Genomic DNA, 7,884 nt, shown 5'->3' with positions numbered 1-7,884 from the left:
ACACCTCGCATTCTCATGGACGCGCTTGCAGCAGGTGGCGAACAAGCAAAGCGCGCATTCGACGCGATGATGACGATGAGGAAAATCGATGTGGCTGTGATCGATGCGGCACGAAAAGGAGATGACGCGCGATGACCACAGAGAAGATCAAAGGACCTGCTTCCTATTTTCCATCAATCGAGAAGAAATACGGCCGCCCGATCGGTGATTGGCAAGCGCTTGTGCGAAAGCACTATCCTGCGAAGCACATGGAACTTGTCGGTATGCTGAAGAGCGAACACGGGATGGGCCACGGTCATGCAAATGCGGTCGTGGCGCATACTCTCGCGGAAGACAGGCAGGTAGCCTCTTAACAGAGCGAGGTGCGAGGTGAACCGTCTTGTCTGCTTCGGCCCGGAGCGGACGAGCTGCCGCAACTATCGACTAGACAAGCGCCATCCTTTCACGCATTCTCGCGCGATGATTGCAATCCTAGAAACTCTCGCGGCCGAGCCAACTGCAGACGAGCTTGACCACCTCCTGAAACCACTGGTGGACTTCAATAGCCACTACACCGCGACCATAGCGGAATGGCCTCATCTTGGTATAGTTTTAAGGCAGCCCGAGACTGCTGAGATCGTCGGTGGCCTGTACGCGTTCGATGAACTCAATTGGCTATTCGTCAAGTATTTAGTTGTGCCTGAGGCACTCCGAGGAAAGGGTCTTGGCCGTCAATTAATGGGAGAAGCGGAGCGCATTGCCCGCGAACGGGGGTATCTGGGTATCTTCCTGGATACCTACGACTTTCAAGCAAAGCCGTTCTACCTGAAACTTGGTTATGAGCAGTTTGGGGAACTCGAAGGGGACGAACGTACGCCTCGGCGATTTTTCCTAAGAAAGGTGCTTTCTGCGGAAAACCTGGGACTGGGAACCTAACGCTTTGCCATCGTGTCAGCTATTTGGAACATGACCGCTGCTGGCGCTATCCGGTCGCGGCGCTCTTCCGCTTTCGGACCCTTTGCCGACATTGATGGAGGCAAGCTGAAGGGCCGGTCTGACCGAGACCCGACATCAAATCGAAGCCGACGCACGGGAGCCTGGCGGTTTGTCGATCTCTCGGAGCGTCTCGCGACCCACGAGCGTGGGCGAGACAGAATGTGCCCCGTTGACTCTGAGGGGCAGCGGCCCAATACTGACCGGTTGGCTACTTTTCAGAAACAAGTTGACTAGGGAGGAAGCAATGGAAGCCATCAATCGTAGATCCACACTCGCACTCGGTCTTACAATGGCCGCCACACCTCTGGTCGCTTGGGGGACACCAGCAGCCGCCGAGACTTACGGGCCCGATGAGGGTGAGGAGGTCGGTCCCGGTGTCAGAGTTGTTGCGCTTGGTGAGCGGGCTTCGGTCATACCGGCTTATAAAATGGTCAAGCTGCGCGATGTTGTTATCCAACCCGGTGCGAAGACGCCGGACAACGTGATGAAGAACGACATGCTTTGCCACATGACCGAGGGAGAACTTTCGGTTGTTCAGAACGGAAAAACATTCACAGTCAAGAAGGGTGACGTTTGGACCTGCGCTAACGCCGATACGACAGAAGGCACCCAGAACAAGAGCAGTGCGGTCGCGATCATGCGGGTTATCGATTTGATGACCTCATAAGGGAGGCGACGCGGGGAAGGGCGCCAACTCGGCTCTAAGGTAGGCGTCGTGCCGTCATGCGTGTGATCTGCAATGTCCGCAGTTGGGGCGAAATGCGGACAGTAGCGCGACCTATAATTTCGGCGTGAGCATTTCAAAACGGTCCCGAATTGTGGAACAGGTGTCGCCCCCGAGCCGGGCTATCGCGTCGATCATGTCAGGGTCCACATGCAGTCGGCCATCCACGGCCCCCTCGCGATAATGGGCATAGACGATCTCGCCCATGATGATCTGCCGTGACTTGCCGAGCTCCAGCGTCACATGCCGTCGGCATTCGAACGACGCGGGCGCTTCAGCGATCCAGGGTGATGCGACTTTCGTACCGGGCATGGCGGTCAGGCCAGCCTGCTTCAACTCATCGACACCACGTGGATATTTGGACCCACAGACATGCATGGCCTCGGCTATGGCGAAGGAAACGATGTTGACCGTGAATACCTCGGGCTGCTTCTGAACCCGGAATTCATGGCCGTTGACGTCGAAGAAGATCGTCTGCGTTGAGCCGACGAATTCGATACCGATGACACTGCCGTTGACCCCGTTGGTAACGGAGTCTTGCGCAGCCGGTGTTGAAAGGCTGACGCGGTCGGCGGCGATGACGAAACTCACCTTGCCCGCGGCAGTGGAGTTCGATTTCACCGGCACCGCCATTCAGATCGATACATGGCCAAGTTTCGGGTTCTGTATGACCAGGGGGTCGAAAATGTTCTCGCTGTGGGTGGGACGAGGGAGCAAGCCCACAAGGCCACCTAAAACTTTGCCGATATCATCGGGGAAATGGCAATTTCAAAGCCCGAGGCGGTGCCTTCGCTGGTAGCAATGTGCAAGCGCGAGTATCCTTGAGCGCGTTTGGCTAAAAGTCAGTTGTTTAGATTGCGGCAATAAAGTCGCAACGACCGCAATTGGCGCGAGCCTGCCGTCGTTGCGCCCGGAGTTAGAAAATGTTCTCGGTGGGAAGTCCGAGTACGAATGAACCCGCGTATTGCGCCTGGGCTCCGGGCTGCATCGGATGATAGCGAGCTCCCTGTATGTCACGGAAGCAGCGCTCCAGCCCGTTCTCTCGATAGAATGCCGCGCCGCCTGCGACCTCCATTGCAAGCTCCGTCACCTCGATAGCGTGCCGCGCGACCAAGGAACGGCCGATCATAACCTCGTTGACGGCTTCCGCGGTCGGTTCGTTCCGAGCAACCACCTCTAACATCCAGCGATGCGCGATCTGTGCGGCCCTTAGAGACGTTTCCATGCGCCCGACCAACCCGATCACATGATCGCTGTTGGCCTTGCTACGGACCATCTTGACTGCGATGTCGCGGGCGCTCTCGGCGACGCCAAGATAAACCGCGTAGATCAGAGGAAACGCGATCATGCCGATGACTTGAAATACTGGATGCCATTGTCCCGCGCTTCTGGAAAATGCGACACTCGCGTCCGGCACGAAGAGGTCTTCGATGATGATGTCGTTTGACCCGGTACCCCTCATTCCAAGTGCTCGCCACGTATCCTCTATCGAAACCTCTGGCGATGCCATCGGAACGCCGAAATGAATGACGGAGCGCGCGCCGTCCTGTTCTTCATAAACAGCACCGGTCATCAGGATGTTTCCTGCCGCCGCGCCGGAAGTGAAGCGTTTACGCGCGGTGATCCGGTATCCGCCTTCAACTTTCATGGCCTTTCCCGATCCGCCGATCCAGTCCGATCCGCCGCTCGAGAGCAATATGATTTGCTCCGATGCAACACGTCTCAGGAGCGGCTCCACCGCGGCCACCTTTTGGTACCGCCAGCGCCAAGCGGGGATGGCGACTTGATGGGTATGCATGGAAAAGGCAAGCGCAGTGGACCCACATGCACGAGCAAGCGATTTGAGCATCTCAGAAAGTTCGGGCACTTCCGCGCCCAGCCCCCCCAATTCGATTGGGACGCCTGCCCGCACGAGTCCAGCTTCCTTTAGAAGCGCGTAATTCTCGCCGACGAAGGTGTCGCTCTCGTCGATCGATGCGGCGCGTCGCGCCAAGGTGGGCAGCACTGAATTGGTTAGTTCGACGATGGTCCGACCGTCGCCAAGGTTCTGTGTTGGTTCTGTAAGCCCGAGCATATCAATGCCTCCTGTCTCGTGAGGATTGAAACTCTGCACTCGTTTCACAATTGAGACTAGTACACGAACTGTACTGAACTCCGCGTATGGCTGCGCAGGGAGCGTTTGGCAGATCGGTCGCTTTGCAATATCGTGCCTGATCCAGACCGTTGGAGGTCCTTATGGTAGAGCGTGACGGCTACGGGCAATTCTGTCCAGTATCAATGGCGTCGGAAATCCTCTGCTCGCGATGGACGACCTTGGTCGTCCGTGAATTGCTTTGCGGATCGACGCGCTTTAATGAGTTGCGTCGCGGCCTACCAAAAATGTCTCCGGCACTCTTATCAAAACGACTGAAAGAACTGGAACAATCGGGCGTCATTGCGGTGACAAGGAGTGCGAATGGCATGACCGATTACCAACTCACGGCAGCGGGCGAAGAGTTGAGACCTCTGATCATGGGTCTCGGAAATTGGGCTCAACGGTGGATGGAATCGCGACTTTCCTTGAAGAATTTAGACCCTTCTCTGCTCATGTGGGACATGCGGCGGAGCCTCGATACAAGTAGACTTCCGACCCGCCGTTGTACGATACAGTTTCTGTACCCGGAACTTTCAGCCGCGCAAAAGAGCTGGTGGCTTGTGGTTGAAAACGGAAAAGTCGATCTCTGTAACTTCGATCCGGGTTATGATGTAGACCTCCTCGTTGAAGGATCGCTCCGTTCGATGACCGCAATTTGGATGGGCCTCACGACCATACGTCAGGAAACCGATGCAGAAACGCTGAAACTTGAGGGGAACAGGGTTCTCGCGCGCGACATGCAGGAATGGCTCGGTCTTAGTGTTTTTGCCAAAACGCCCCGGATGAGGGCTTGAACCTTCGAAGGCGAGAGGTGCTGACGGATAAGACCAAGCAACGAAGATCCGTCACCCAGCCGGAAAATTGGCACGCACTCCTGCAGAAGCCGATGCCCGTTCTTGGGCGCAAGGCCGAAAAGCGAGGCTGGACACTTCTCCCAAAAAACCAACGATTGCGTGGAAAGAAATGGTCTCCAGACAAGCAGTAACTACAATGTTTAATTGGATTTTCGTGGCCCGGCTCTGGGCACCACTAAATCCCCGATGAAAATCAAACCCATGGCCTGGCAAGAAACTGCCGAGTTTGCCGGTTTTATGGCGCGTGGTGTCGAGGCAACGGGCCGGTGACAACCGGTTGAGCAATCGGTGTCGACTCTACGAGAGCTGCGACCGCAATCGGCGGACGAGCTGGGACCGAGTTCGAGAAGAATCGCTTCGATTAAATGTTGAGGTTCTTGCTCTAGCAATGATCCTCTAGACCGGCATCATGAGCGCAGGGGACTTGCGAGACCTCAACCACCTATCGATCCCTACGCCCGCAGCCTTCCCCGTCGCCATGCACGCCGTCAGCAGATATCCCCCGGTCGGGGCTTCCCAGTCGAGCATTTCTCCGGCGGCGAAGAGGCCGGGGATGGCATTCAGCATGTAGCCATCGTCAAGCGCGCTCCATTCGATGCCACCGGCGCAGGATATGGCCTCACCGATGGGGCGGGGGCGGGTGAGAGGGATCGGCAGGGATTTGATGTGGCTTGCGAGCTTCGATGGATCCTGAAGGTTGGTTTCGTTTGCAAGTTCGCGCAGCAGGGCGGTTTTGACGCCGTCAAGACCGGCGCCTTTGCGGACGCGGTTGGAGAAGCTGCCTTTCCTGTCCTGCCGGTCGAGATCCTTTGCCAGGCGCTCAGCGCTTCGGCCGGGTGCAAGGTCGACAAGCAGGGATGCGGGCTTGTCGGTTTCAAGCCCGTCGCGAAGTGCTGCGGAATGGGCGTAGACAAGGCTGCCCTCGATGCCGTGGCGGGTGATGACGAATTCGCCGGGCAAGGTGCCGGCGGACGAGGTGGCAGTGACGGACTTGAGCGGCTCGCCCGCGAAGCGGTTGCGAAAGGTCTCGCTCCAATCGACGTCGAAGCCACAATTGGCGGGGCGGAACGGCGCGACGCTCACGTCGTTTTCCTGGAGCCACGGTACCCAGGCGGCATTGGAGCCGAGGCGCGGCCAACTGGTACCGCCAAGCGCCAGCAAGGCGGCATCAGGGTGGATGACAAGATGGCCTTGCGGCGTTTCGAACCCGTAGCCGCCGTCCTCGAATCCGCTCCAGCGGTGGCGTGTCAGGATCTCGACGCCCTGGGCTTCCAGACGCGCGATCCAGGCCCGCAGCAACGGCGAGGCCTTCATGGCTTTCGGGAAGACCCGGCCCGAGGAGCCAGTGAAGGTCTCGGTGCCCAGTCCTTTGGCCCAGTCGCGGACATCGTCGGGCTTGAAGCCGTCCAAAGCGGGGCGCAGCCGGTCGGACGTCTTGCCGAAGCGGGTGACGAAGCGCCCATAGTCTTCCGAATGGGTGATATTGAGGCCGGATTTTCCGGCGAGCAGAAATTTGCGAGCCACCGTGGGCATCGCTTCGTAAATGGCGACGGCGTGACCGGATGCCGAGAGCACCTCGGCCGCCATCAAGCCCGCCGGTCCGCCGCCGATGATCGTGATCTGTTTTTTCTTCATGGCTCGCCTGATACAGGATTCATATCCACGCGTCTCCGGATTTGCGGGAACAAGCGCCTCGTTGCGGGCGACCGGCAAAACCATTAGTTCAGAAGTATATCAACGGAGTGTCCCGGCATGGCCGACCTCAAGGCAAGACCAAGACCCACGGGCGCCACCGCCGTTCTCGGGCGCACTGGCTTTCCGCATGTCACCTCGACGATGAGGGGTGAGCTCGACATCGTCACGAGCCCGTCGCAGCCGGGCTTCAATCCGCTGGACCTGCTTTACGCCTCGCTGTCGGCCTGTCTGGTGCTGAGCGCGCGCATCGCCGCAAGCCAGATGGGCGTCCTCGACAGGATCACTGAATTGACCGCTGACGTAACCGGCGAGAAGGCAACGGAAGGGCCTTCGCGCGTCGAGAGGTTCAGGATCGTCTTCGCCATCAAGGGCGATATCGATGAGAACACCCGGCAGGAGATCGCCCGTACAGCGGAGGAAATCTGCACGGTAAGCAACACGATTCGCGGCAATCCGGAATTCGCAACCGTGATTTCCGGCTGAGGCTGCTGGCTTGTCGGATAGTTTTGCCTGCTTTTGTCGTTCCTGCGCTATCGTCGGTGGCCTTCATCTGGTAATTCGCTGTCGATTGCCGCTTTCACTGCTTGCGGCGCAGAAAGCATCGATACCATGGCTCAGGCCGCAATCGTCGAAACCGCACCTTCCAATCGCCTTGCCCTCGCGGCATTGATCCTTGGCGGGGCGGCGATCGGCGGTTCGCCGATCTTCGTGCGACTGTCGGAAGTCGGACCGATGGCGACGGCGTTCTGGCGCGTCGCCCTCGCCCTGATACCGATCTTCGTCTTCTCGCTGATTAAGCGTAACGATGCCGGGCCAAAGCCTGAAAAGCTTCCGGATTATGCTCTGCTGATCCTGCCAGGTGCGGTCCTCGCCATGGACCTTGTTTTATGGCATCTTTCGATCACGATGACATCGGTTGCCAACGCGACGCTGCTGGCCAATCTTGCGCCGGTGTTCGTCACGGTTATCGGCTTCCTTTTCTTCCGGGCGGTGGTGACGCGGCTTTTTGTGCTCGGCCTTGCGCTTGCATTGGCCGGCGTCGTCATCCTGAAGGGCGGGCCCTCGGCCTTTGGAAACGGGGATCTGCTGGGCGATGGCGTCGCGATTGTCGCGGCCTTATTCTATGCCGGATATATCCTTGCGATCGGCAGGCTCAGAAGCCGGTTCGATACTATCCGCATCATGCTCTGGAGTACGGCGTCTGCGGCGGTCTTCGTATTTCCGCTGGCTTTCGCCTTTGAGGATCAGATCTGGCCGGCCACCGCCTATGGCTGGGCGATGGTTTTCGGCCTCGCCTTCGTTAGCCACGCAGGCGGGCAAGTGGCGATCACATATGCGCTCGCCTATCTGCCGGCCGCCTTCTCGTCGCTGACGCTGCTGCTTCAGCCCGTTGTCGCGGCCATTTTCGCCTGGGTACTGCTCAACGAAACGATCGGCCCGATGCAGGCGATCGGCGCGGCAGTCGTGCTTGCCGGGATCATGATTGCCCGGCGAGGCTGACG

9 protein-coding genes and 1 pseudogene are annotated in these 7,884 nt (G+C 58.4%); 7 read left to right on the top strand and 3 right to left on the bottom strand.

Going from position 1 to position 7,884, the window contains the following annotated elements; translation table 11 throughout:
* From EV130_RS33280 to EV130_RS10330, 4 genes and pseudogenes are all read left to right on the top strand, one after another.
* Positions 1-135 (top strand): annotated as a pseudogene (locus EV130_RS33280) (VOC family protein); the annotation flags it as partial.
* Positions 132-353: a DUF4287 domain-containing protein gene (locus EV130_RS10340; protein ID WP_074060162.1), complete on the top strand. Its 222-nt coding sequence runs from the start codon at positions 132-134 to the stop codon at positions 351-353. The pseudogene EV130_RS33280 and the gene EV130_RS10340, both read left to right, overlap by 4 nt.
* Before the next feature lie 16 nt (positions 354-369).
* On the top strand, positions 370-915 hold the full coding sequence (locus EV130_RS10335) for a GNAT family N-acetyltransferase (protein WP_245520046.1): 546 nt from the start codon (positions 370-372) through the stop codon (positions 913-915).
* 304 nt (positions 916-1,219) lie between these two features.
* The gene (locus EV130_RS10330) at positions 1,220-1,642 is read left to right on the top strand and encodes a cupin domain-containing protein (RefSeq protein ID WP_074063051.1); all 423 of its coding nucleotides are present in this window, start codon (positions 1,220-1,222) and stop codon (positions 1,640-1,642) included.
* Between the two features lie 111 nt (positions 1,643-1,753).
* Here EV130_RS10330 and EV130_RS33990 read toward each other — a convergent pair whose 3' ends face one another.
* Both EV130_RS33990 and EV130_RS10320 read right to left on the bottom strand, forming a co-directional pair.
* Positions 1,754-2,332 (bottom strand): flavin reductase family protein, encoded by a 579-nt coding sequence (locus tag EV130_RS33990; RefSeq protein WP_342635840.1) that lies wholly within the window; start codon positions 2,330-2,332, stop codon positions 1,754-1,756.
* A 283-nt stretch (positions 2,333-2,615) separates the two neighbouring features.
* Complete coding sequence (locus EV130_RS10320; RefSeq protein WP_132660198.1) at positions 2,616-3,773, bottom strand: acyl-CoA dehydrogenase family protein; 1,158 nt, start codon at positions 3,771-3,773, stop codon at positions 2,616-2,618.
* Between the two features lie 161 nt (positions 3,774-3,934).
* Between EV130_RS10320 and EV130_RS10315 the strand changes: the two genes are divergently transcribed.
* Complete coding sequence (locus EV130_RS10315) at positions 3,935-4,627, top strand: winged helix-turn-helix transcriptional regulator (RefSeq protein WP_074060167.1); 693 nt, start codon at positions 3,935-3,937, stop codon at positions 4,625-4,627.
* A 456-nt stretch (positions 4,628-5,083) separates the two neighbouring features.
* Here EV130_RS10315 and EV130_RS10310 read toward each other — a convergent pair whose 3' ends face one another.
* Positions 5,084-6,322, bottom strand: a complete 1,239-nt coding sequence (locus EV130_RS10310) for a TIGR03862 family flavoprotein (protein WP_132660196.1) — start codon at positions 6,320-6,322, stop codon at positions 5,084-5,086.
* 117 nt (positions 6,323-6,439) lie between these two features.
* On the opposite strand from EV130_RS10310, the gene EV130_RS10305 reads away from it, so the two are divergent.
* Positions 6,440-6,865, top strand: coding sequence for an OsmC family protein (locus EV130_RS10305; protein WP_132660194.1), 426 nt, complete (start codon positions 6,440-6,442; stop codon positions 6,863-6,865).
* Between the two features lie 126 nt (positions 6,866-6,991).
* Entirely contained in the window at positions 6,992-7,882 is an 891-nt protein-coding gene (locus tag EV130_RS10300; RefSeq protein WP_132660192.1) for a DMT family transporter, read from the top strand.
* Positions 7,883-7,884 lie beyond the last annotated feature (2 nt).

The organism is Rhizobium azibense (genome assembly GCF_004342325.1).
GTDB classification, from domain to species: Bacteria; Pseudomonadota; Alphaproteobacteria; order Rhizobiales; family Rhizobiaceae; genus Rhizobium; species Rhizobium etli_B.
This window is presented reverse-complemented; position numbering and strand designations above follow the sequence as displayed.